The organism is Sulfurimonas sp. hsl 1-7, assembly GCF_030577135.1.
Taxonomy (GTDB): domain Bacteria; phylum Campylobacterota; class Campylobacteria; order Campylobacterales; family Sulfurimonadaceae; genus Sulfurimonas; species Sulfurimonas microaerophilus.
On the sequence record NZ_JAUIRR010000003.1, the window covers coordinates 172,305 to 194,373 of the forward strand.

Here is a 22,069-nt window from a genome sequence, read left to right on the forward strand (position 1 = left end):
TTTCTCTTAAGTAAACCTCTAAGAACCAAAAGCTATTTTCCTCTAATCAATCTCTAAGAAATCTAAAAAAATATTGTTTTATAACATTTAGTGATACAATTACAAAATGCAAAAAATATTTATAACACTTTTTACTTTTATTATTTTCATTACTGTTACCATCTTTTTTTACTATAAAAATGAAGTAAAAGAGCAAAAGATCTATAAAATTATGGATCAGATGCGTCTTACTCTGCAAACCCAATTAAGAAACCAGAAGATGGAAGATCTGCGTGTTGCGTTAATGATCTCTAAAAACCATACTCTTATTGACAGCCTTGAGAATGATGATGAGGATTTCGGATATCAGATTATTTTTGACATTGCTCAAACTATCCAAAAAAACACAGGTTCCATAATCAGAGCGCAGGTGATCACAAAAGAATTAAATATATTTGCACGCTCTTGGGATGATGTCTATGCAGGGATGCCCATTGGAGACTACCGAACCGATTTAAAATATTTCGATACCCATGATACACCGAGAACTTCCATAGAAGTTGGAAGACGTTTAGGGATCAAGGCAACTGTTCCCGTCTATAAAGAGGGTGAATTTATAGGATATGTCGAAGCTATCTCTTTTTTTAAAAAAATTACAAACTTTTTCAGCAGTATCGGTGTCGATCTATACGTTTTTCTAGATATTAAACATGCAGATTCGGCTGTGCTTATGATGGAAAATCTGACAATCGGAAACTATATCCTCTCAAACAGGAACTACAACTACTCCCATATCCAAACACTTAAAAAAATCGACTTTAAAGAGTTAAAACTAAGCGGTGTAGTATATAAAGACGGCAACTACATCTTTTATGAAAACATGAAAGACGGTAACGGACAAACCATAGGGGGATTTGTTTTTGTTTTACCGGAAAAATATCTGGAATATTTTAGAAATCCTGAAGATGACATCTCTTTTCTTATCAACATCACCCGAAGTAATTTATATGACGTAGTTCGTCAAGAGAATTATCAAGAGAACAGTTATAAAGAGTACTCTGCAAACTCTCTTATGCAATTCAAAGATGTAATCGACAGAGAAGACAGGGCTATATTTTTTGATGAAGCTTACGATAAATTTGATAAATACTCTAAAGATGAGTTGATACAGATGATGTTGAACAGAAGAACGATTAAAAAAATAGATGGGAAAATAAAATGAACATTTTACTTTTAGAAGATGAATACTCACTCCGCATTAGTATAGAGGAGTTTTTACGAGATATAGGGTATGAAGTGGACGGCTTTACCGATGGAAGTGATGCCTATTATGCTGTCTACGATAAAAGCTACGACATTTTACTCTTGGATGTAAATGTACCTTCGATCAACGGCTTTGAACTCCTTAAAAAACTAAAAGAGGAAAATATCAATATCCCGGCCATCTTCCTAACATCGATGACAGATATTGACGACTTAAAAGAGGGATACAGACGAGGTTGTTGCGATTACATCAGAAAACCTTTTGATTTACAAGAGTTAGAGTTGCGCATAGAACAGGCCTTAGCTTCTTATTTACAAAATCAAGGCTCGACTATAGAACTGGGACCTGAGCTCGTCTACAATTTAAAAACAGCGAAGCTAACCTATAAAGATGAAGAGATAGTTTTACGTAAAACAGAGAAAGACCTTCTTGAGGTACTGATCAAAAATAAAAATGCCATTGTATCTACACAGATGTTTCAAGATGCAGTATGGGGTGAGTATGTTGAACCTGCAACCATTAGGGTACAACTCAATAATCTCAAAAAGAAACTTCCGCTAGATATCATACAAAATAGACGTGGATTAGGATATATCATTGAACGATAACAAGTATTCGGCAAAGTACGCACTCATCTATACAACGCTTGTAAGTATTATTTTACTTGCACCGCTTGTTTACTATACTATATACATGAAAAACATCTACTCTATCCAGAATGAGCTTTCTCTGAAAAAAAAATCTTTACTTGTTATTCAAGCTATGCAAGAGTATGACCAAGCAGATGACTACTTTGAGTATCCACGTTTTACAACTTTTGATTCCGGTTTATACGGTGAAAACTTTCAGCCCATATTTACCCTCATCAAAAAACCGATGCCTTACTTTAAAAAAGGGTATTATTTAAACAATCAAGAGGCTTTTCTTGTCGTAAAACTTCCAAAAGAGAGATACTTCGGTGCACATTATCTCGTACTGCACAATACAATCTCTTTTGCACCCGTATATGAAAAAGTACTGTTAATTCTGACAAGTATAGTTATCTTGATTTTTATCTCAAGTATCTTTTTCTTAAAAACCTTTGCAAAACCTTTTCAAAGACTCAACCAGCAACTCGATACTTTTATTAAAGATTCTATGCATGAGATCAACACCCCTCTGGCTATCATAAATGTAAATATTGACTTATACAACAGAAAGTATGAACAAAATAAATATCTCAGAAGAATGAAAGCCGCTACAAAAGTACTCTCAAATATCTATAACGATATGGATTACCTTATCAAACATGAGCGACTCAACTATGAGAAAAAAGATTTAAATCTAAAACAGTTTTTACAAGAGAGGATAGAGTACTTCGAGGAAGTAGCAGCTATGAAAGATATAACTATTAACTCCTCTTTAAGAGATTGCGGAACTATTTATATGAATGATAAACAGTTACAAAGACTTATAGACAACAATATATCCAACGCAATCAAATACTCTTATGATAACTCTCAAATCGAAATACGCCTCTATCTACAAAACGATACATGCATATTAGAGTTTCAAGATTACGGTGTAGGAATCCAAAAAGTTGAAAAAATTTTTAGCAGATATTATAGAGAAAACAACAACAAAGGCGGTTTCGGTATAGGTCTAAACATAGTAAAATCTATTATTAACGAAGAAAATATAGAGCTTCAAATCACCTCTACACCGAAGAAGGGAAGCCTTTTTAGATACATCTTTCCATCATCTCTACATAAAAAAATCTAATTTTACATTCATTTTACATTCGCTAGTTAAACTTGTCCTCGAAAATATATAGGAGGAACAAGAATGAATAAAGCAGTAATCACTTCGTTACTTGTCGGAGCTTCACTTTTTGCTGCTGATTACAGCAAGATTATTGAACATCCTGATGCAAGTAAACTGATAGAAAAAGATTTACTAGCACCTGCAACAGCTTATACAATGCCCAAAGGTTGTATAACTACTGATTCGGATGCAATTGCCAGAGGTGAATATATTTTCCATAATCTTAATGGAAAAAAAGCCAAACAAAACCCACCCAAAGGTCTCAGCAGAAAAAATAGTGACGGTTCGGAAAAACAGTACGGAAACTGTGTAGCGTGCCACAATATTGAAGGGGCTAAAGGGGCTGGAAACATCGGTCCGGATTTAACAAAATACAAAGAGTATATTATAGACACTGGTGCAAGAGATGCACAATTTGTTTATCAAAAAATTGCTGATGCTCGTATTGATAATCCAAACACACACATGACTATTAACTTAACAACAAAGTTATTTACAGAAAAAGAGATATGTGATATTACATCATACATCATGTCTGAAAAAAAATAAAGGGGAAAGAATATGCAAAGAAGAGATTTTTTTAAAAAAATAGGAAGCGTAACAGCAGTTGCGGCAGTAATGCCGGTAATGAGTTTTGCAGCAGATGCAAAGCCGGTAAGTCCAAACAAGATGAGTTACGAAACGGCACTTAATGCGATCACAAACGGAAAAACTCCGAAAAAATCAAATAAAGTATCGCTAAAAGTTCCTGAGATTGCAGAAAACGGAGCTGTTGTTCCTGTAACTGTAAATGTTGAGTCTCCAATGACTGAAAATGATTATGTAAAAAGTATCCATGTTTTAAATACTAAAAACGGAAACTCTCGTTGTATCGATGTTAATTTAACACCGGCAAACGGTAAAGCTATGTTTTCTACTCGTATTAAACTAGGCGGTACTCAAGATGTTGTTGCTGTAGTAGAACTTAGTAACGGTGAATTCCTTATAGCTTCACAAAATGTAAAAGTTACTATCGGTGGTTGTGGTTGATTCTAACCATACATACATAATTTAAAAAGATAAAAAAAGAGGAAAAAACAATGGCAGAAAGAAAATCACTCATTAAAATTAAACCGAAAAGATATAAAGACGGTGAGATAGTTAAAGTTAGTTTCATGGTAATGCACCCAATGGATACAGGAATGGGGAAAGATAAAAAAACAAAAGAGATCATCCCTGCAAAATACATTAACAGTGTAAAGTTTGTTTACAACGGTAAAGAGATCACAAACATGACTGTTTGGGAATCACTTTCAGTTAATCCGGTATTTACAACATACATGAAGATTAACGGTAAAGGTAACCTTACTATTACATATACAGATAACACTGGTGAAGTTCACGAGACAACTAAAAAGATTAAGCCAAAAGGATAATCAAATGAAAACAGGTATTAAAATAGCTCTTAGTATTGCAATGCTCTCTTCATTATCTTTTGGTGGTGAACAGTTTGCAATGAGCGATGCAGACCGCGCAATGTATGCAGAGATGTCGGAAAACAATCCTGCAGACATTATGGTTGCAGACGGTGAAAGTTATATGGAAGAGTTAGGCGGAGATGCTGCATTTGCAAAGTATCTTGGTGTAAGCGAAGATAATCTTCCATCATACATAGCGGGATTTCCTCGTTATATAAAGAAGTTCGACATGGTTGTTGGACTTGACCAAGTTGTTCAGGCAATGATGCACGATCAAGGGAAAAAGCCTTATACACTTAAAAGTGCAGAGATGTTTTCTCTATTAGCATATATAAAATCTCTTGCTAACGGTGAAAAAATCAATATCGATGTAAATGCAAACCCGCAAATGAAAGAAGCTTATGCGCTTGGTGAAAAAACTTTCATGACAAAACGCGGTGGGCGTGGACTGGCTTGTTACTCTTGCCATTCTCCGGATATTATAGGTACGGTTTTACGTACACAACCTCTTCCAGAGCTTGGTCATCCGGGAAATGCAGCAGCAGCTACATGGCCGGCATATAGAATGACAAAGTCATCTCTAAGAACATTGCAACGTCGTTTTCAAGGATGTATGCAAAATGCACTTTTAGCCGTTATCCCTCTCGGTTCTAAAGAGATGGTAGCACTGGAAGTGTATCTGACTGATAAAGCTAAGGATAGTGAGATAGCTATTCCCGGTTTAAAAAGATAAAGGTAAAAAATGGAAATATCTAGAAGAGACTTTATGCATATTGCAGCCATTTTTGGTCTTGGTGCTGTTGCTGCAGGTTGTACTACCTCAGCACTAAAAACACCAAATCAGATATCGTTAAAAGATATCTATGACTTTAATGCAAAAGGGAATGTAACACTTCTGCATATGTGTGACCTGCATGCCCATATAAAACCGCTTTATTGGAGAGAGCCGTCAACTTTGATCTCAGCTCCTAATCTAGTTGGTACTCCGGGATTCTTATGTGGTGAAGCATTTGCAAAGCACTACGGACTTGAACCAAGTAGCCTTGATGCGTATTTCGATACATATATCGACTTTGAAGCACTAGCTAAAAAGTTCGGGAAAATGGGTGGTGTTGCACATATGAAAACATACCTAGATCGTGTACGTGCAGAGCGTGGGAATGAAAATGTTTTATTTTTAGACTCGGGTGATACATGGCAAGGTACTGGTGTTGCGCTTAAAACTGACGGTGAAGCGATCGTTAAAGCACAAAACTATCTTGGTGTTGACGTAATGGTTGGTCACTGGGAATTTACTTACGGTAAAGAGCAAGTAAAAAATCTGATCGAGCAACTTGATGCGAAATTTATTTCTCAAAACATTATCGGAGACGATCCATTCTCGGATGAGTATGAAGAACTAATTTTTGAACCATACACTATTGAAGAGCGTGGCGGAGCAAAAATCGGTATTATCGGTCAATCGTTCCCGTTCACTTCAACTGCGAACCCTAAAGAGTTTACACAAGGGTGGAGTTTCGGTTTAAGACTTGATACGCTTCAAGAGTATGTAAATGAGTTAAGAGATGAGCATAAAGTTGACTGTGTAGTTGTACTATCACACGACGGTTTCAGCGTGGATCAAGAGGTAGCTCGTAAAGTTCACGGTATCGACTTTATTTTAAGTGGACATACACATGACCCTTCACCAAAACCTATCACTATCAACGGTACGGTAATCGTAATCGCAGGTAGTCACGGGAAATATATTGGTCGTTTAGACATTGATACAAAAGATGGAAAAGTAAACGGATATGAGTACAAACTGGTTCCTATCGCTTCAAATATGATCCCTGCAGATCCAGAAGGTGTAAAACTGATCGATGAGCTTTACAAACCGTTTGAAGCAGAATTCAATGAAGTTCTAGGTCAGACAAAAAACATTTTATACAAAAGAGATACTTTCTTCTCAACATTTGATCAGCTGATCAACGATGCGATCATGGATGAAATGAAATGTGACATCTCATTCACACCGGGTTATAGATGGGGTACTACCGTTTTAGCAGGTGATGATATCTTAATGGAAAACGTTTACGAGATGTGTGGTATCACGTACCCGAATGTTTATACATTTGAGTTAAAGGGTGCAAAAATCGCTACATTACTAGAAGATATTGCAGATAATGTATTTAATGCAAATCCTCTTTACCAACAAGGTGGAGATATGAGTCGTTTAGGCGGTGTTACTTACAGTATTGCCGTAGCAAATAAAGCGGGTCAAAGAATATCGAATCTTAAAGTAGGAGGTAAACCAATAGATCTAGAAAAAACTTATGTAGTTTCTTCATGGGGAGGGAACTTACAAAATGCAGGAGCCAACTTACGTAAAGATAAGATCAGACCTGTATACGACGTTGTAAGAGATTATGTGAAACGTCAAAAAGTGGTTGATGTTAGTAATGAGGGGAATGTAACACTCGTAGATTATAACTGCGGATGTCCTACAAAAGGCTCTAGAGGCTGTTAGGTGTGAAAGCGGCAGTTGCAGCTGCCACTTTCATTTGTGTTTAAGAAAAACAACAAAGGAATTATAATATGAAATTAGTAAAAATGAGTCTAATTGCTGCATTAACTTGTGGTGCTTTTGTAGCTGCTTCAGCAGATGATGCAAAACCAAAACGTGAACTAAAAGGGAACATGATGGAGGTATACAATGTACTTCCTGGAACTGCAAATAGTATTACTGAGGCTTTTACAGATGGTGTATTTTACGGCCGTTTAAGAATGAATGCATTCAAATGGGATTGGAAAGATGTAGATTCAGATAATAAAGCGTTTGGTATCGGTGGTTCTATGATCTATAAAACTGCTGCATATGAAGGCCTCAGTGCAACTGCAGGTTTATACTACTCTGACTCTCCATTTGAATCTCTTCGCCAAGATGAGGCTGATATAGGTGATACAAAAGCAGGTAAAGATACATTCAGCCGTTACAATGTTTTTACTACAGGTGACTGGTCAATGGCTTCACTTGCACAAGCGTATCTTCAATACGATATTTCAAAAACCTCTGTTAGAGTTGGTCGTCAAATTTTTGAATCGTTTTTAACAAAATCAAATGATACAAGAATGATTCCAAATACATTTAACGGTCTTGTAGTTGCAAACAAAGATCTTCCACAAACAAGAATTCGCGGTGCATATTTCTTAACACAGAAGCTTCGTGATCATACAACATTCCATGATCCGCTTACTTATGATGATAGAGACACAGCTAATAAATCACAGTGGAACGGTAATGATGACTCAGCTGTACACAAAGGTTTAAGTTTTACAAATTTTAAAGCAGCGGGTGAAGATACAGAGCATGATCTCATCGTTGTTGATTTACAAAACAAGTCAATTGAAAACCTTCAAGTTGATGTAACTTACGGTGGTGTTCCTGGTGTTATTTCATCATTAACTGGTGAATTAAACTATAAAGTTGATCTAGGTGACGGGTATTCTTTAACACCGGGTGTACGTTACATGAAGCAGTTTGATAACGGCGGTGGTGAAATCGGAGGTGCTTGTCTAAAAGGTGGTTTAGCGGGTCAAACAGGTAATGTTGATGGCTATAAAGATGCGGCTTCACTGGACTCTTCACTCGCTATGGCTCGTTTAGTACTTAAAAAAGGTCCTTTAAAAGCCCAAATCGCTTACTCTGCGGTTGAAGATGCAGCGGATATCGTAGCACCTTGGCGTGGATTCCCGACTGGTGGATATACTCGTGCAATGGCTCAGTATAACTGGTATGCAAATACTAAAACAACTGCTGCAGAAGTAAAATATGACTTCAGTAAAGCGAAAATGGTTCCGGGACTTACTGCAATGGTACGTTATGCAATGCAAGACTTTGATGAAGCAAAACAAACTGCAGGTGTGCAAGCTGACAGCAACATCTTACATGTCGATCTAATTGAAAAATTCACTCCTGATCTTTATGCTAAAGTACGTGTAGGTATGGTAAATGCAGATGATAGAGTTGGAAGTACAGACAAAGACTCTTACAACGAATACCGTTTTGAGTTAAACTACCTATTTTAAAAAGGATATCTTATGAAATTATTGCTTGTGGTGCTAAACTTAATTTTCATCCCCCTTCTCCTTGCTTTTGAATATAAAATTCAACCCCAAAAGGTAAGTAGTGAAATCTACTGCTTTTTTGGTGCGCCGCAGGCAATAAACAAAGATAACAACGGTAACATGGTAAACTCTTGCTTTGTAGATATGGGCGAAAGTTACCTTGTTATTGACAGTGGACCGACATACAACTATGCAAAAGAGGTATACGGTGTAATGAAAACAATCAAGGATCAACCTATTGCATATGTGATCAATACACATGCACACGATGACCATTGGTTAGGAAACAGTTACTATAAAAAATTAGGTGTAGATATCATCGGTTCTGCACAGTTTAAAAATGAAGCGAAAGTTGAAGTAACAAGAATGCAAAGAAACGTTACAAAAGAGGCTTATGAGAACACTACTCAGGAGTTTCCAAATCTCTTTGTAGAAGACAAACAAACACTTACTATCAACAAAAAAACAGTGATTTTCAGTCGTGTACACGACAAAGCTCACTCAAGCAGTGATCTTTTAGTTTACATTCCAAGCAAATCTGCTCTTTTTGCAGGTGACCTTGTTTTTAATGACAGAGTGCCCTCACTTCGTGACGGTAATATAAATCGTTGGATCGAGGAACTCTCTAAGATGAAAGAGGGAACTTATACTTATATTATAGGCGGGCACGGCTCACTGGTAGATAAACACTCAATAGATATAACATATGAATATCTCGTAACACTCAAAGAGGAGTTAGTTTCTGCTCTTGATGAGGGTCTGGGAATTGATGATGCCGTTAATAGTATTGTGATGGAGAAGTTCAAAGATATCGCAATGTATGATGTGCTCCATAGACAAAATGTTGAAACAGCGTATAGGACTTTAGAATGGGAAGAATAAGCAAACTCTTTGTGTCATTACTACTCTTAGGTACTTCACTAGAAGCACTGGAATGGGTAAGCTACAACCAAGCACTAAAGATCCAAAAACAGACACATCAGCCAATCATGCTTGATGTGATGAGAACGGACTGCCACTACTGTATTGACATGGAAAAAAAAGTATTTCAAGATGATACAATGGCTAAGTGGATTGCACAAAGATTTATACCGGTTAAAATCAATCTTGACACCGATGCCATGCCCATCAATCAAACTGTAACGTTCACCCCTACGTTCTTTTTTTTGGATGGGCAAGGTAAAATAATAAAAAAAATTCCTGGTTCTTGGAATATACAAGACTTTAAAGATTTAACAAAGGGGATCAAATGATACGAACAATTATACTTATTTTTTTACTTCAGGTAGTTAGTTATGCAGACACTATCTTTGCAGAGCCGGCACCTTCGATCATGGAACCTAGACAAATTGTCTTTTCAATAAACAGAGGGGATGATGAAACCATTCATCATGTACTGAGTTCTGCCAACAATGTTTTGAAATATTATGGTCCGGAAAAAGTACATATGAGAATAGTTGCCTACTATCATGGACTCAGAGCTTTACTTAAAAAAGAGAAAGATATTGCTGTACGTATCGATGCACTACAACAATACGATGTTGAGTTTGTAGCGTGTGAAAACACTATGAAAACAAAACATATTAAAAAAGAGGAACTTATCGATGATGTTGAAATTGTAACAGCAGGCATTGTCGAAATAACAGAACGTGTAAAAGAGGGTTGGATATACATCGTCCCGTAATCTGCTTTAAATTACGTCAATGATTTATAGTATTGTTCCAAAACCTACAATATATGAGTTAAGTTCTTCTCTAAAAAGAATTGTATGATTTCTTAACAAAATTTATAAAAATAAGGACTATCTAAAGACAAAAATTCATCTTTTACAAATTGTGAGTTATCTAAAAATCCAAAATATATAACGCTATATCTATGCCTAATTTTTTATTTATCAATCTTGATCATTTGCAAAATATCGAATCAGGTAAATCAAAATAGTGTATAAATACATTGCTTGTTTTTTATGAAAATATCCATCTTTATAATTTCCATGTAGTATGTTATTTCGCATATTCATTCCTGCATTTTCTACCATAATATAAGATATGTACCGGAGTATATTTTTATCAATATAACAATTCTCATCATCTATCAATTCATCAATTATTTGGTTAAGTGTTTTTTCCACTAATTCTGTTCTACCACCAAGAATATCTCCGTTAATTTGGTAAAGATATTGTTTGAGTAACACTTCAATTAATGTCGGTGAAATATACATAAATTCCATATATTTCTGATCGCAAAAAGATTCTATTGCTCTTGTAAACTGCATTTTAAAATCGTTTATGTTTTCAAGATTCTTTACGTCCTCTTTCAGAAGAGCAGCAGACTCGACAATCCAATTGAACTTATAATCTAAATATAGGAATAAGTCATTATAAAGTGAATCAAACATATTAAAATATGAAAATAAAGCCTGGTCTTTAGGGGCATAAGAGTACCCTTTTAGATCTATTCTGTTTGGTGTAAAGAGATCACTTATGCTACAACCGTTTTGTTGTTCCTCTTTTTTGTGTTTTTCATACTGAGGGGAGTAGTAAGTTGTGTGAAATAAATAAAACAGCAAATAATCGAGTTTTTCCTCAACAGAGCTTTCCTGCATAAGTTCCTCTTCTGCACCTTCGTAAAATTCTCGAAGGTCTTTGTTCATATCATCATATGAAATAGTTTGAAAAAACTCATCATAATGTTCTGCAATATAATCTGCAAACTTTTTAAACAAAACCTTTAGCTCTTTTAACTTGTAGGACTCTGCTTTTCTAGCATATTCTATATTTTCCATCACTACAGACTGGTTTATCATTGCATTACTGTTTGTAATCTCTTGGCAACGTTCTAAAGTATTATCAATCTCTTTTTGGTAAAAATAATTCTTTAGTTTGTGATCATTTATTTTTTCATAAACTTGTGCCAATCTTGCTGCATGAGTGGTTTGAAGGTCTCTACTTTTACTCAAAAGCTGTTTATCAGATGAACTAGAAAACTCATTGAGCACATCAACGAGCTGCTGATAACAAAACATTTTGTTTTTGTAGCTATTAAAAATGTGCTTGAAAAAGTTGAGAGTGTAATAAAAATGTTCTTCTATGTTTATACTTGAAAACAGGTTTCCTGCAAAGCTCTGAACAAACTCTTCATCATTGAGCTTGTATTTTTCAGAGATGGCAATATATCTAGCAAAAAGTTTTAATAGTAAGTCCAGCTGATCATCATTGGCTATTTTAGATTCAAGAACTTTCCTTGAAGATTCTAATGTGCCTTGAGCTGCAGAGCGTTTCTCTTTTTGTTCGCAAAAATTCAATATTAGTTCATTGAAAAGATAAATTCGATCGATGGAACATTGTGTAGTAAGCCGGTCCTTGAAATAACTTACAAGTTCTTCTCCGGATATATTAAATGCCTCTGGATCAATCCAGGGTAAAAAACTATCCTTCAACTCTCTATAATCCTTTATATATAAAAAATCTTGGTTAAGAGCTAGTTCATATTTCTGTAAACTAGTTAATCCTTCAACTTTATCAGGTTCACCAACATTCATTCTTTCTCGTTGATACACTTGCAGTTGAAATGAAGCATTGAACTCATTCAACTTTTTATTTATTGATTCCATCTATGTCTCTTTCTTATAACGAATATCAGTATAATTCTAATAGTTTATATAGACTTTGTAGTCTTATTTAAATCTCCTATAACTTCATTGTATGGCGGTTTAGTTTCATATTTATCAGGATTCGCTTCTTCACTAATGCTTCTAAGTGTAATAGATTGTTTTTTTCCCATTACAATGACTTTTCCAAAGTTTTTCCAACCATTTTTTTGTAAGTTTCCATTCATACTTCTACGAATTGCAGTAGTTAAAATATCTGCTAATTGGATTCCAAGATTATTTTTGGAATCTTCAAATGTTATATCAGAAAAAACAGAATTAAGTTCAGAGAAATCATTCGGATCTCTCTCACCTACATGTGGAATCAAATACTCTGGAATCTCACCTCTAGTTCGATTTTTAAAAAAATAACTATAGTCACCTTCATTGAGCATCATTAATGGTTCTTCAAAAGATCTTGTTTGGGCTAGTGGTAAAATTAGTTCAGACCAAACCTTTTCAGAAGTAGTCATATTCATATTTTTTGCATCAACCATCCATTTGAAATTTTCTAATTCTTTTGGTTTTCTCAATGAATAATATAATGTTGTTTTTTGAAATATTTGTATTAAAAGTTCAATTGTCAAAGTTACTTGTACATATAGTTGATTGGGAAGTGACTCAATCTCTTGTTTCGTATTATGAATATATTGAATCAAATTTTCATTAAACTCTTCAGTTATGGAATCAACCAGTTTCTGCGCTCTATTTAACTTATGTTCTGTCGTAATATCGTTCTCTTCAAGATTCATATCAATAGCTACAACTTCAAACATAACATTATATTTTGAAAGCATTTCAATTACACTATTTACCTGAGATTCATCGAGTTGACTCCCTTTAATTTCAGTATCTGCAAAGCCCCATTTCTTTTTTAGAGCTTCGAACTTTGAAAAGATGATTTTCGTTTTATTTTCCGGTAGAATTAATGCACCTACAGTTGATATTGCACATTTATTTTGTTCAGGTTTGACAAAAGAACCTGCTTCATCAATATAAATATTCATTAATACATCCTCGTTATCCTATAAGTTTATACTTTTTGTTAAAAGTTTCATGGCTTTCCTTTATTGTTGAATTTAATATATTCATATTTCTATTACTTATAAGTATATTTGTAAGGTTCACTTATTGCTTCTGCTGCTCTTGTAGCAATATCATCTACATTTTTGACATACCCTGTTTCTAGGCTATAGATAGGATAAGTATAATATGCTCCAATGAATAGAACGACAACAATTATAACTATTATTTTATCTAATATACTAAGTTTCATTTAATTCCTTTTTATTTAATGGTTTAATTATAAGAAAAATAGATCTTCATTTTCAGAAACTTAGTATTTTTTGATTAAGTTGACAGTTGTTTATGAATTAAGTAAGAGTATCAATATTTCTTAACACAGGAGTTAATATTGGAATGCCCCCTATAAACTAGACACTTTATAATTCAACAATATCTTACTTTTGGAGCATAGTTAGCAATGATATGATTTCCGTATTCCACAAAGTGTTGAAAATGTTAAAAGTTTAAATTCTCTAAAACTCTCAAGAGTTTAGGAATAAAAACAAGAGTTTATAGTTTTACATTAATTTTACACTCAATCGTTACACTTTCCCTAACAATTAAAAGGATAAACAATGAAAAAGATAGTTGTATTACTGCTAAGTGCTATCTCACTTATGGCACAAGGTGATCTGCATCTCTTTAGTGTAGATAATAAGTCTGGAGCACTGACTCCTAAAGTGATCGAAAAGAGCTTTGTAAAGAATGGCTTTACAGTAACTCTTAACAACGATATGACGGGACCGTTTAAAAAACAGTTTCAAAAGAGCGACTTTAAAGTTTTTAATCTTATGACGGTAGTTGAACCAAAACTTGCAGATAAACTTGTTAAAAAGTTTCCTAAAGCAGGTGTATTTATCCCTATGGGTGTTGGAATCTACCAAGCTAATGATGATACTTCACTCCATGTAAGTATTTTAACATCTGAGGCACAGGCAAAAATCATCGGTATCAACAACAACGATCTTTTAAAAGCAATTGAGAAAAGTGCAATCAAAAGTATCACACAAGCGCTACCAAATGCAAAACATACAATGAGCGAAGACTCTTTAAAAGAGAATCGTGACCTTGTTACGCTTTATGAGTATGAGCTTGATGATGCTGATGAATTTGACGATGCAAAAGAGGAGATCAAGATGTCTTTAGAGAGCAATTTTGCACCAAAAGGTTTTATCGTTCCTGCTACACTTGACTATGAACTGGGAGTACTAAATGAAGATGCAGAATCTCCATTTGATTTTTACGAGTCTTACTCTATNTGACTATGAACTGGGAGTACTAAATGAAGATGCAGAATCTCCATTTGATTTTTACGAGTCTTACTCTATTTGTAAACTTCCTGTAATATATACTGTTGCAAAAACTCGTCCGGAAGCTGCCGCTTTTGCTCCTTGTACAACAGTACTGTATAAAGAGAAAGGGAAAGATACAATAGTTATGGGATTCCCTGCAGTATATAACTGGCTAAGCAGCGCACATGTAACAGACGATGCAGCACACAAAGAGCTTATGAAAGCACAGCACGATTTTGAGAAAATTTTAAAAGACATTACAGAATAGGTTGTCAAAATGAAAAAAATTATTGTTTTACTTTTTGCATTCATCACATCAATAATGGCTGATGAAGCTGTAAAAAAAGTTGTATTTGATTTTACAAGCGGTGATCTAAATGTATTTGAGAAAAAGATTCTCTCAGGTATAGTGCACCAAAAAAATTATTATGAGGGGAAACTGCAAGAGCTTCAGGTTGCTGTAGTTATCCATGGAGATGCTTACAAGTTATTTGTAAAAAACTTACAAAACACTCAATATAAAAATGATGCTGCCCTAGCAGCTAAACAAAGTGAATACGCTAAAAGACTCGAATCGCTTACAGATACTTACGAAGTTGAGTTTTATATGTGTGAAGTGGGGCGTAAAGCGAAGAAGCTTGAAAAAAACGATATTTATAGCTTTATGAACTATGTTCCTAACTCCACTATAGGACTTATAAACAAACAAAGCGAAGGGTATGCTTATATCCCTATCGCGCGTTAAAAATATTTACAATAATTTGACTTAAAAACGTCGGCAAAAGATTTAAAAAGCGGATAAAATAATAAAATCTACGAGGAAAAGCATACTCTGTTTTATTTCTCTGGATCGCTTTTTTTATCCTTGCCACTCCCTCTTTCGTTTCCAGCAAAAACGGCATATGAAAATCATTCTTATCGGTAAGTTCACTTTTAATAAATCCAGGCAAAATATTGATCACCTTTATCCCCATTGGGGTATACTTGTATCGCAACCCCTCAGCATAAGCGTTTAAAGCTCTTTTTGATGATGAATACACTTTAGAACTCGGCATAGAGAAAAGTGATGCTAATGATGAGATAAATACGATCTTCCCAGATTTTTGTTTTGTAAAAATCGGTAAGAGCACTTCTAAGATTGCATGATTTGATAAAACATTTACATTGTACAGATTTTTAAACTCTTCTATTGTAGGTGTTTGTGTATGGGAATGACCTAATGAGATACCTGCATTTAAAATAACCATATCTAAAGCCGTTATGGTACGTAGTTGCTCTTGCAGCTCTTTAAAGTGTGTTACATCGACAATAATGAGTTTTATATCTTTACATTGAGGAAGTAATTCTTGTTGGAGTTGTTGCAGTTTGTCTTCTCTTCGTGCGAGAAGTATAAGTTCGTTTTCTTCTTCTGCATACTGGCGTGCAAGTTCGGCACCTAAACCTGAACTCGCTCCAGTAATTAAAATTTTCATGTGTAAATTATACTATCCTGATCATTACAGGTTTTACATGTACAAACTCTTGTGCTTCAAGATCTTTGATCATTTTTTGCACATCTTTTTCAACAGCAATATGCGTTGAGATAAGTAGGTTTGCAGAGATGTTATCTGCAGGGCGCTGTAGAATAGTCTCAATTGAGATATTGTTATCTTCAAACAGTTTTGTAACACGTGCAAGTACACCTGCTTTGTCACTTACGTTTATACGAAGATAATATTTTGACTCGATCTGCTCTACAGATTTAAGAGTAAGTGCTTTACCTTCCATAGGACGGTCAAATCCAAGCATTGGACGTGATTTCCCGCTTCTTGCAATATCAATAATATTTGCAACTACCGCTGAAGCTGTAGCATCACCGCCAGCTCCCGGTCCGTAGTAAAGTGTCTCACCAACTTTATCTCCTACAACAGAGATACCGTTCATTACACCGTCGATTTTTGCAATCATCTCATCTTTTTTGATCAGACATGCATGTACACGAAGTTCAACTTCACTTCCTGTTTTTTTAGCAATTCCAAGAAGCTTGATCGCATACCCGAACTCTTTAGCAAAAGAGATATCATCTTGAGTAACATTCTCGATACCCTCGATCAAGATATCCTCTGGTTTTGCATCGATTCCATACGCAATTGAAGCTAAAATAAGAAGCTTGTGTGCAGCATCATACCCGCCTACATCAAAACTCGGATCAGCTTCAGCATACCCTAACTCTTGTGACTCTTTAAGGATTGCATCATAGTCAACACCCTCGTTCGTCATCTTTGTCATCATATAATTACAAGTACCGTTCATGATACCCATCATAGATTCTATGTGATTTGCAGAAAGACCGTCACGAAGCGCATTAATGATTGGAATACCACCCGCTACACTCGCTTCATACTCAAACGCTAAATCTTGTGCTATCTCTTGAAGTTCATATCTGTGGTAAGCTAAAAGAGCTTTATTTGCAGTTACAACCGCTTTACCCGATTTTAGTGCGCGTTTTACAACTTCAAACGGCTCTTCAACGCCGCCCATAAGCTCTACTACAACGTCAATCTCATCATCATTAAGGACATCATCAACGTTATCAGTCAAGATAATATCTAAACCTCTGTCTTTAGCAAGATTTTTAACAACACCGCTTTTTACAACAATGTCATGCCCTGCACGAGCTGAAATCACATCTGCATTGTCCTTTAAGATATTCGCTACACTAGTTCCTACAGTTCCAACACCTATGATTCCGACTTTGATCACTTATTATCCTTACATCCATCAAACTGTTTTAAAAACTCTTTGATATTTCTTGCTGCTTGGCGAATACGGTTGTCATTTTCGATAAGTGCGATACGAACATACCCTTCACCGTACTCTCCAAAACCGATTCCCGGAGCTACCGCTACACCTGCTTCAACAAGTAAACGTTTTGAGAATTCTAAAGAGCCTAAATGTGCAGCACAATCCGGAATTTTTGCCCAGCTGAACATACTCGCTTCATTTTTCTCTATATGCCATCCTGAACGCTCAAACGCTTCTATAAGCACCTCTTGACGGTGATTATATTTTTCAGTGATATCTCTTACACATTGCTGATCACCGTTTAGTGCTACGGTTGCCGCCACCTGAATAGGTGTAAACATACCGTAGTCTAACCACGATTTAATTTTTTGCAGTGCACCGATAAGTTTTTTATTTCCTACAAAGAAACCTACACGCCATCCAGCCATATTGTATGATTTACTTAGTGTGAAAGATTCAACCGCTACATCTTTTGCACCCGGTACACTCATAATTGATGGTGTTTTATAACCGTCAAAAGTGATATCACCATATGCGATATCAGAGATTACGTAAAATCTTTTCTCTTTTGCCATAGCTACAAGTCTTGCATAAAACTCCTGTGTAACTGTTGCAGTAGTCGGATTATGCGGGAAGTTTACAAGCACATATTTTGGTTTTGGAGAACTCTCTTTGAAAACTTTCTCTAAGTTCTCAAAAAATTTGTCCTCATCAAGACGATAGTGTTTGTCAAATTCAATTCCGAATTTAATAACATTTCCACCCGCTAAAATAAAAGAATATTCATGGATAGGATATGTAGGGTCCGGAACAACTGCTACGTCACCTGGATTTGTAATCGCATACGTTAGGTGAGCATATCCCTCTTTTGAACCCATTGTAGCTACACATTCAGTCTCAGGGTCAAGTTTACAGTCGTATCTTCTTTCATACCAGTCTGCAATAGCTTGAAGTAGTTTAGGAATACCTTTTGATGTAGAGTATCCGTGTGTTTTAGTTTTTTGGGCTGATTCTACCAGCTTTTCACGGATGTGTTCAGGCGTGTCACCGTCGGGGTTTCCCATAGAAAAGTCAATTACATCTTTTCCTGCACGGCGCTCTGCCATTTTTATCTCGTTTACCTCAGCAAACACATACTTAGGAAGTCTTTCAACTCTATTAAATTTAAACTCGTCAAACATTTTAATGCCCTCTAAAAATATTGACGATATTTTAGCAAAATTTGTTTAGAATTATCTTGAGCCTTTTGGGTAAAAGATCAATTCGTCTTTGATATTTTTCAAAGTATAAAGATCTGAGATTTTCATATAGTTTGCATTTTTAGGAATTTCTAAATAAAGTCCCTTATATATTGTCTCTTTTTTGATCACTTTTAAAAGGTGTAAAGAGCTGTCATAATACGCAATATACGGGTACCAGTGGTTTCTTGAACTACTTTGTACGTCTAATGTTTTAATCTTTGAAACATCAAACCAATGTTCATATAATGAACGTTTGCGAACTGTTTGTTTCCCGTTTTCTAATTGTTCTACATTTAATTTAGCATGTGAAATATCTATAAGATAAGACCACTCTTTTGCATTGTCTCTTTGAATATCTACAATCTCGCATAGTTTTTTCTTTAATTCTTTTTGCAATAGTAAAGGATCAGTTGCATATTCAGATGTTAGATTTATACTCCAAATAAACTCCGAAGCATCTCTTGTAGAAGCTACAGTAACATATTTGTAGTAGCCTAAAGAGCTTAAAGTATCGCCGATAATCTTTACAAAAAAGATCGGTGAACCGTTTGTTCTAAAGTTGAGTCTTATCTCTTGGGGAGTCTCGAAAAACAGGTTTAATAAACCGTTATCTTGCAGTGTCTGAATCACTTTTACCGAATCAACCCTGTCATTTTTAAAATAAGCACTTTTTGGGTCAAATACGGCATTGATAAAGTCTAGGTTTTGTTTATACGTCGCCTCAGATACAAACCCTTGTATTTTTGCACTTAAAAGTTCTGCAGGAGTAGCGATAGTTTTATCACCCGCCTCTTGGGCATATAAATTACCTAGAAAAAGAAAAACTAAAAGAAGATTTTTTACCATACATATCCTCTGTTAAATCTTTTAAACTCTTCAAGAGTTATAGGTTTAAAATCTCCGTCTTTATAAACAAACTTGAGGCCTTTCTCAGATTTATAACTATACTCTTTTCCATTGATCTCAAAATCAACATAGCCGTGTCCAAGAGTGATCAACCAATCTGTAGCAGGATCAAGACTAAACTCTTTTTTGAAAACAGTTTGATGCTTTTTATTTGTATCAAGTTCGATGTAGCCTATCCAAAGTTTTCTCTGTGTCTTAATTACAAACGATTTTTCAACAACCTCTTCTTGAGGAACAACTTCTTCTTGAAGGTTTATCTCCTGTGCAGTTGTATTTGTTTCTACGACACTGTCATTGTTTTCCTGAACGTCTGAATTGTTTACCTCTTCAACAACTTTCTCTTTAACTTTTTGGATAATTTCATTCTCATTAACAACAGGTTTTGCCATCTCTTTTGAATCAGCGTAGAATGTAAATAAAAATACTAGAAAAACTACAACAGCAATAATAATATAGAGTGCTTTATGACTTTTTTTAGGCTGTATCTGCACGAAGATACTATCATCTTCGCTTACCTCTCTCTCACCTTCAAAGTAAGCTATCCCTTTTAATTTCACAGAGTTCAGATCAAGATTGTACTCACGTTCTAATATTGATATAAAACCTGTAAATTGTATTTTATTAAGACCGTCATAACTCTCATGTAAAATAGCTTGAACATGTCCTGCCGGAATATGGGTTTTTTCATAAATCGCTTGGGCACCTATCGCACGTAGTTTTGCTAAACCTTCATTCATATCTCATCCTATCCATTAAAATAGCACCTGCCACACTCACATTTAAAGAATCAAAATCGTGTGACATCTTAATACTCACAACATTATCAAGTTTTGAAGAAACTCTGCCGCTGAGACCTTCCCCCTCACTCCCTAATACCAATACTCTTTTTTTAGTGATCTTAGCATCACGAATGTCAATACCACCCATATCTGCACCATAAGTACTGAAACCGGACATTTTTAGATCATTGAGTACATTATGAATATTATGCTCGATTGCAAAAGGGATATCAACTAACGCCCCCGTACTAGTACGTAATATAGGTTCAATCGGTAGTTTTTTTACTCCGCAAGCAACTATGGCATCAACGCCTAGAGCATATGCACTACGTATAATCGAACCAATATTACCGATATCGGTAAGTCCTGCTAAAACAACGATAAAATCTTTATCAAGGAATGTTTTATAATCATGAAGTTGGTAGTCTTCAACTTCAGCCAAAAAGCCCTGATGATTTGCATTTTTGCTCATCTTTACAGCAGCTTCGTTCGGAATTCTTTTTATTTCGAATCCCATTTTCATAAGTCTTGAATACTCTTTTTTGTCAAGTTCACGTGCAAGATAAAGTGTCTTAATCTTGTGTGGATAATGATCGATAAGATAGTATATTGGTTGTTTTGCATAAATTAACATGGGGGTATTTTAGCAAAACTTTTTTAATTAGTGTTAATATTTAAGAGTTCTAGTGAAATTAATTAACTTTGCATCAATCTTTGGTAGCAGGCTTTTGTATTTTCACCTGTAATTTTGGCTATAAGTTTTGCCTGCACTTTTTTTGGAAGGTCTAATTCAAGGATATCTTTTTGGGTAATTGCAGAGCTGTTTTGTTTTTCACCCGCTTTGATTACGACAACCCACTCCCCTTTAAAATTTCCGTCTAATGTTTTTAAAATTTCACTTGCCGTTCCGCGTAAATATCTTTGAAATTTTTTACTCAGCTCTTTGGCTATAAAAAGCTCCCTCGCAGGCTCACTCTCTGCGATCTCTTTTAGGAGTTTCTCTATCCTGTGAGGTGATTCGTATAAAATAGTCGTATAGCCGTTATGAAGCGCTTCATTCAGACCCGCTGCACGTGATGCACCTTTATGGTCTAAGAAACCTAAAAACAGCATCTGTGTCTCTACAAATCCACTCGCGACAAAAGCAGTAAGAACTGCATTTGCTCCCGGCAGTATGTCATATGAAACAGAGTTTTTTATACAGTAATCTACCAGTACCTGCCCAGGATCACTAATGCCGGGCATCCCTGCATCACTTACATAGACAACATTTTGCTCAAAAAAAGATGGTTCTAGTTTTTCAACAAAAGATTGTTCATTGTGGGAATGTAAAGAGATAAACTCCTGTGTTTTGTCAAACTGAGTATTGTAACGCTCTTTTAAAATGTGGATAAGTTTTTTTGTAACGCGAGTATCTTCGCAAAGAAGGATGTCGGCTTCACTTAAAGCTTCAATCGCTCTAAGTGATATATCGCCAATGTTTCCAATCGGAGTTGGAACAAGTGTTAACAAGATATTTTCTTGATTATTTTTTGTATTTTGCGTTGAATTTTTCGATACGACCAGCAGTATCTACATTACGCTCAGAACCTGTGAAGAATGGGTGACATTCATTACAAATATCAATTCTCATCTCTGGTTTTTGAGATTTTGTAACAAAGCTGTTACCACAAGCACAACTAACTGTACAGTCAACTAATTCTGGGTGAAGATTTTTTTTCATCTAATTTGCCTTTTACTATT

Annotated in this window: 24 protein-coding genes; 13 read left to right on the plus strand and 11 right to left on the minus strand. The window is 35.2% G+C overall.

Annotation, left to right across the window (positions count from 1 at the left end):
• Nucleotides 1–106 precede the first annotated feature (106 nt).
• The 12 genes from QWY88_RS07355 to QWY88_RS07410 all read left to right on the plus strand — a co-directional run bounded on the left by QWY88_RS07355 (nt 107) and on the right by QWY88_RS07410 (nt 10,294).
• Nucleotides 107–1,201, plus strand: a complete 1,095-nt coding sequence (locus QWY88_RS07355; protein ID WP_304545650.1) for a cache domain-containing protein — start codon at nt 107–109, stop codon at nt 1,199–1,201.
• Complete coding sequence (locus QWY88_RS07360) at nt 1,198–1,851, plus strand: response regulator transcription factor (RefSeq protein WP_304545652.1); 654 nt, start codon at nt 1,198–1,200, stop codon at nt 1,849–1,851. The genes QWY88_RS07355 and QWY88_RS07360 overlap by 4 nt, the downstream gene beginning before the upstream one ends.
• On the plus strand, nt 1,841–3,004 hold the full coding sequence (locus QWY88_RS07365; protein ID WP_304545654.1) for a sensor histidine kinase: 1,164 nt from the start codon (nt 1,841–1,843) through the stop codon (nt 3,002–3,004). The genes QWY88_RS07360 and QWY88_RS07365 overlap by 11 nt, the downstream gene beginning before the upstream one ends.
• A 63-nt stretch (nt 3,005–3,067) precedes the next feature.
• Nucleotides 3,068–3,595 (plus strand): sulfur oxidation c-type cytochrome SoxX, encoded by a 528-nt coding sequence (soxX, locus tag QWY88_RS07370; RefSeq protein WP_304545656.1) that lies wholly within the window; start codon nt 3,068–3,070, stop codon nt 3,593–3,595.
• A 12-nt stretch (nt 3,596–3,607) separates the two neighbouring features.
• Nucleotides 3,608–4,075: a thiosulfate oxidation carrier protein SoxY gene (gene soxY, locus QWY88_RS07375; RefSeq protein ID WP_304545658.1), complete on the plus strand. Its 468-nt coding sequence runs from the start codon at nt 3,608–3,610 to the stop codon at nt 4,073–4,075.
• A gap of 50 nt (nt 4,076–4,125) precedes the next feature.
• The gene (gene soxZ / locus QWY88_RS07380) at nt 4,126–4,461 is read left to right on the plus strand and encodes a thiosulfate oxidation carrier complex protein SoxZ (protein WP_304545660.1); all 336 of its coding nucleotides are present in this window, start codon (nt 4,126–4,128) and stop codon (nt 4,459–4,461) included.
• Between the two features lie 4 nt (nt 4,462–4,465).
• Nucleotides 4,466–5,236 carry a sulfur oxidation c-type cytochrome SoxA gene (gene soxA, locus QWY88_RS07385; protein ID WP_304545662.1) on the plus strand — a complete coding sequence of 257 codons (771 nt, stop codon included), beginning with the start codon at nt 4,466–4,468 and terminating at the stop codon, nt 5,234–5,236.
• A 9-nt stretch (nt 5,237–5,245) separates the two neighbouring features.
• Nucleotides 5,246–7,012 (plus strand): thiosulfohydrolase SoxB, encoded by a 1,767-nt coding sequence (gene soxB, locus QWY88_RS07390; RefSeq protein ID WP_304545664.1) that lies wholly within the window; start codon nt 5,246–5,248, stop codon nt 7,010–7,012.
• Between the two features lie 68 nt (nt 7,013–7,080).
• On the plus strand, nt 7,081–8,571 hold the full coding sequence (locus QWY88_RS07395; RefSeq protein ID WP_304545666.1) for an OprD family outer membrane porin: 1,491 nt from the start codon (nt 7,081–7,083) through the stop codon (nt 8,569–8,571).
• 12 nt (nt 8,572–8,583) lie between these two features.
• Complete coding sequence (locus QWY88_RS07400; protein ID WP_304545668.1) at nt 8,584–9,492, plus strand: MBL fold metallo-hydrolase; 909 nt, start codon at nt 8,584–8,586, stop codon at nt 9,490–9,492.
• Complete coding sequence (locus tag QWY88_RS07405) at nt 9,480–9,863, plus strand: DUF255 domain-containing protein (protein WP_304545670.1); 384 nt, start codon at nt 9,480–9,482, stop codon at nt 9,861–9,863. Before QWY88_RS07400 ends, QWY88_RS07405 begins: the two co-directional genes overlap by 13 nt.
• Nucleotides 9,860–10,294 carry a DsrE family protein gene (locus QWY88_RS07410; protein ID WP_304545672.1) on the plus strand — a complete coding sequence of 145 codons (435 nt, stop codon included), beginning with the start codon at nt 9,860–9,862 and terminating at the stop codon, nt 10,292–10,294. Before QWY88_RS07405 ends, QWY88_RS07410 begins: the two co-directional genes overlap by 4 nt.
• 210 nt (nt 10,295–10,504) lie before the next feature.
• On the opposite strand, the gene QWY88_RS07415 is transcribed toward QWY88_RS07410, so the two are convergent.
• The 3 genes from QWY88_RS07415 to QWY88_RS07425 form a co-directional block, all read right to left on the minus strand.
• Nucleotides 10,505–12,223, minus strand: coding sequence for a DUF4209 domain-containing protein (locus QWY88_RS07415; protein WP_304545674.1), 1,719 nt, complete (start codon nt 12,221–12,223; stop codon nt 10,505–10,507).
• A gap of 44 nt (nt 12,224–12,267) precedes the next feature.
• Nucleotides 12,268–13,266: a DUF3800 domain-containing protein gene (locus tag QWY88_RS07420; protein ID WP_304545675.1), complete on the minus strand. Its 999-nt coding sequence runs from the start codon at nt 13,264–13,266 to the stop codon at nt 12,268–12,270.
• A 92-nt stretch (nt 13,267–13,358) separates the two neighbouring features.
• A complete protein-coding gene (locus QWY88_RS07425; protein WP_304545678.1) occupies nt 13,359–13,535 on the minus strand; it encodes a hypothetical protein in 177 nt (58 codons plus the stop codon).
• 1,358 nt (nt 13,536–14,893) lie between these two features.
• Between QWY88_RS07425 and QWY88_RS07430 the strand changes: the two genes are divergently transcribed.
• Nucleotides 14,894–15,361 carry a DsrE family protein gene (locus QWY88_RS07430; protein WP_304545680.1) on the plus strand — a complete coding sequence of 156 codons (468 nt, stop codon included), beginning with the start codon at nt 14,894–14,896 and terminating at the stop codon, nt 15,359–15,361.
• On the opposite strand, the gene QWY88_RS07435 is transcribed toward QWY88_RS07430, so the two are convergent.
• The 8 genes from QWY88_RS07435 to rpmE form a co-directional block, all read right to left on the minus strand.
• Nucleotides 15,348–16,088, minus strand: a complete 741-nt coding sequence (locus QWY88_RS07435; RefSeq protein WP_304545682.1) for an SDR family NAD(P)-dependent oxidoreductase — start codon at nt 16,086–16,088, stop codon at nt 15,348–15,350. The genes QWY88_RS07430 and QWY88_RS07435 overlap by 14 nt on opposite strands.
• Nucleotides 16,089–16,095: 7 nt before the next feature.
• Nucleotides 16,096–17,358 carry a homoserine dehydrogenase gene (locus QWY88_RS07440; protein ID WP_304545684.1) on the minus strand — a complete coding sequence of 421 codons (1,263 nt, stop codon included), beginning with the start codon at nt 17,356–17,358 and terminating at the stop codon, nt 16,096–16,098.
• The gene (locus QWY88_RS07445; RefSeq protein ID WP_304545686.1) at nt 17,355–18,581 is read right to left on the minus strand and encodes an LL-diaminopimelate aminotransferase; all 1,227 of its coding nucleotides are present in this window, start codon (nt 18,579–18,581) and stop codon (nt 17,355–17,357) included. Before QWY88_RS07445 ends, QWY88_RS07440 begins: the two co-directional genes overlap by 4 nt.
• A gap of 51 nt (nt 18,582–18,632) precedes the next feature.
• Entirely contained in the window at nt 18,633–19,487 is an 855-nt protein-coding gene (locus tag QWY88_RS07450) for a hypothetical protein (protein WP_304545688.1), read from the minus strand.
• Nucleotides 19,481–20,284 carry a hypothetical protein gene (locus QWY88_RS07455; protein WP_304545690.1) on the minus strand — a complete coding sequence of 268 codons (804 nt, stop codon included), beginning with the start codon at nt 20,282–20,284 and terminating at the stop codon, nt 19,481–19,483. Before QWY88_RS07455 ends, QWY88_RS07450 begins: the two co-directional genes overlap by 7 nt.
• Nucleotides 20,277–20,960, minus strand: coding sequence for a 23S rRNA (guanosine(2251)-2'-O)-methyltransferase RlmB (gene rlmB, locus QWY88_RS07460; RefSeq protein WP_304545692.1), 684 nt, complete (start codon nt 20,958–20,960; stop codon nt 20,277–20,279). Before rlmB ends, QWY88_RS07455 begins: the two co-directional genes overlap by 8 nt.
• A gap of 62 nt (nt 20,961–21,022) precedes the next feature.
• Complete coding sequence (gene rsmI, locus QWY88_RS07465) at nt 21,023–21,838, minus strand: 16S rRNA (cytidine(1402)-2'-O)-methyltransferase (RefSeq protein ID WP_304545694.1); 816 nt, start codon at nt 21,836–21,838, stop codon at nt 21,023–21,025.
• Between the two features lie 13 nt (nt 21,839–21,851).
• On the minus strand, nt 21,852–22,049 hold the full coding sequence (rpmE, locus tag QWY88_RS07470; RefSeq protein WP_304545696.1) for a 50S ribosomal protein L31: 198 nt from the start codon (nt 22,047–22,049) through the stop codon (nt 21,852–21,854).
• Nucleotides 22,050–22,069 lie beyond the last annotated feature (20 nt).